1 protein-coding gene and 1 pseudogene are annotated in these 2867 nt (G+C 70.2%); both read right to left on the bottom strand.

The features are described 5' to 3' along the window. Positions 1–2091 (bottom strand): annotated as a pseudogene (locus tag ACFV6X_RS35465) (type I polyketide synthase); the annotation flags it as partial. A gap of 71 nt (positions 2092–2162) precedes the next feature. After that, the coding region (locus tag ACFV6X_RS35460; protein ID WP_385390543.1) for a phosphopantetheine-binding protein at positions 2163–2867 on the bottom strand (705 nt) is incomplete at its 5' end.

Below are 2867 nucleotides of genomic sequence, written 5' to 3'. Positions count from 1 at the left end.
TCGTCCGCGGGCGGCGACGAGTGTGGCGGCGTCTTGGAGGGTGAAGACGCCGGCGATGTGGGCGGCGGCGAGTTCGCCGATGGAGTGGCCCGCGACGTGGTCGGGGGTGATGCCCCAGGACTCCAGGAGGCGGTAGAGGGCGACTTCGACGGCGAAGAGCGCGGGCTGCGTGTACTGGGTGTCGTCGATGAGGGCCGTGTCGGTGTTCGCGTCGGTGTCGGTGTTGTCGGTGAAGAGGACTTCGCGCAGGGGTGTGTCGAGGAGTCCGTCGAAGGCGGCGAGGACCTCGTCGAGTGCCTCGGCGAAGACCGGGCTGGTTTCGTACAGTTCGCGGCCCATGTTGGTGCGCTGGGCGCCCTGGCCGGTGAACAGGAACGCGGTGCGGTGTTCCGGGGTGGCCTCGCCGGTGACGACGTTCGCGGTCGGTGTGCCGTCGGCGAGGGCGCGCAGGCCGAGGCGCAGGTCCTCGGTCCCGGTGCCGGTGATGACGGCGCGGTGGTCGAAGGTGACGCGTTCGGTGGCGAGGGCGTGGCCGATGTCGGTGACGGGCAGGTCGGGGTGCTGCTCGATGTGGGTGAGCAGTTTGGCGGCCTGGTCGCGTACGGCCTGTTCGGTCCGTCCCGACAGCACCCACGGCACCACGGGGACGGACGCGGGTGCCCCCGAGCCGTTCTGCTCGGACTCCTCGCTCTGCTCGTCCACGATCGAGGGCTCTTCGATGACGACGTGCGCGTTGGTCCCTCCGAAGCCGAAGGAGGAGACGCCCGCGCGGCGGGGTCGGCCCTCGGTCGCCGGCCACTCGCGGGCCTCGGTCAGCAACTCCACCGCTCCGGCGTCCCAGTCGATGTGGCTGGAGGGGGTGTCGGCGTGGAGGGTCTTGGGGAGGGTGGCGTGGCGCATGGCCTGGATCATCTTGATGACGCCGCCGACGCCGGCTGCGGCCTGTGCGTGGCCGATGTTGGATTTGAGGGAGCCGAGGTAGAGGGGGTTGTGGGTGGGGCGGTTCTGGCCGTAGGTGGCGAGGAGTGCCTGTGCTTCGATGGGGTCGCCGAGGCGGGTGCCGGTGCCGTGGGCTTCGACGGCGTCGATGTCGGCGGGTTCCAGCCCGGCGTTGGCGAGGGCCTGTCGGATCACGCGTTCCTGCGACGGCCCGTTCGGCGCGGTGAGCCCGTTGCTGGCGCCGTCCTGGTTGACGGCGGTACCGCGGATGACGGCGAGGATGCGGTGGCCGTTCCTGCGGGCGTCGGACAGCCGCTCCACCACCAGCAGGCCGACACCTTCGGACCAGCCGGTGCCGTCCGCGTCGTCGGAGAACGACTTGCAGCGTCCGTCCACCGACAGACCGCGTAGCCGGGAGAACTCGATGAACGCCGTCGGCGTCGACATGAGCGCAGCGCCGCCCGCGAGGGCGAGGTCGCACTCTCCGTTGCGCAGGGCGCTCGCGGCCATGTGCATCGCGACCAGCGACGACGAGCAGGCCGTGTCGACCGTGACGGCGGGGCCCTCGAACCCGAAGGTGTACGACATCCGTCCCGAGGCCACGCTGCCCGCGCTGCCGCTGAACAGATAGCCCTCGTTGCCCTCGGGGGGCAGGTCGGGGCGAGAACCGTAGTCGTTGTACATCACGCCCGTGAAGACACCGGTGCGGCTACCGCGCAGGGTGGCCGGGACGACACCGGCGTTCTCCATCGCCTCCCACGCGGTCTCCAGGAGCAGGCGCTGCTGCGGGTCGATGGCGGTGGCCTCGCGGGGGGACATGCCGAAGAACTCCGGGTCGAACAGGTCGGCTTCGTGCAGGAAGCCGCCTGAGCGCGTGTAGGAGGTCCCTGTGTGGTCCGGGTCCGGGTCGTAGAGGTCCTCCAGGTCCCAGCCGCGGTTGGAGGGGAACTCACTGATCGCGTCCACACCGTTGGCCACCACACGCCACAGGTCCTCGGGAGAGGACACCCCGCCCGGATAGCGGCACGCCATGCCGACGATCGCGATCGGCTCCTGTGCCTTGTCCTCCACCTCGCGCAACCGCCTGCGCGCGTCGCGTGCGTCGGCGATCGCCTTCTTGAGGTAGTCACGGAGTTCCTGCTCGTTCGCCACTGCTGTCAGCTCCCCGAAATGATCTGGCTCGTACGGTGAAAAGGTCGGTGATGGTCGGCTGCGCCGCGCGCTCAGTCCAGTTCGTCGATGAGCGCGAACAGCTCCGCGTCGCTCGCGGCTTCCAGGTCGCTGTCGGACTCCACCTCGGCCGGCGCCCTGCCGTTCGCCTCGTCCGCCACGACCAGCAGCTCTCGCAACTGCTCGGCGAGGCTTTCGTACGCGACCGGATCGGCGGCGGCCGACTTGATGACCGCCTTCAGGCGGCCGAGCTCCTTGACGACCGCGTCGGCCGGCGACACCTTCTCCACCTTGATCTGCTCCCGCAGGTACATCGCGAGGGCGGTGGGGTTGGGGTGGTCGAAGACGAGGGTGCTGGGGAGGCGGAGGCCGGTGGTGTTGTTGAGCTGGTTGCGGAGTTCGACGGCGGTGAGGGAGTCGAATCCGAGGTCCTGGAAGGCGCGGTCGGCGCCGATGGTGGTGGGGTCGGAGTGTCCGAGGACGGCGGCGACCTGGGCGCGGACCAGATCGATCAGAGCCTTCGCCCGCTCCTCGTCGGACAGTGCCCCGAGGCGCTGTGCCAGCGAGGAACCGGAGTTCTGGCCGCCCGCCGAGGCGGCCGAGCGGCGGCGGGCGGCCGGAGCAAGGCCGCGCAGCAGTGGCGGTGCGGCGTCGCCCGCGTCTCGCAGTGTTGTGTGGTTGAGGTGGGTGATGGCGAGGAGGGGTTCGGTGGTGTGGGTGGCGGTGTCGAAGTGGGTGAGTGCTTGGTGGGTGGTGAG

The sequence above is a fragment of the Streptomyces sp. NPDC059861 genome, from assembly GCF_042731435.1.
In the GTDB taxonomy this organism is placed as follows: Bacteria; Actinomycetota; Actinomycetes; order Streptomycetales; family Streptomycetaceae; genus Streptomyces.
This window is presented reverse-complemented; position numbering and strand designations above follow the sequence as displayed.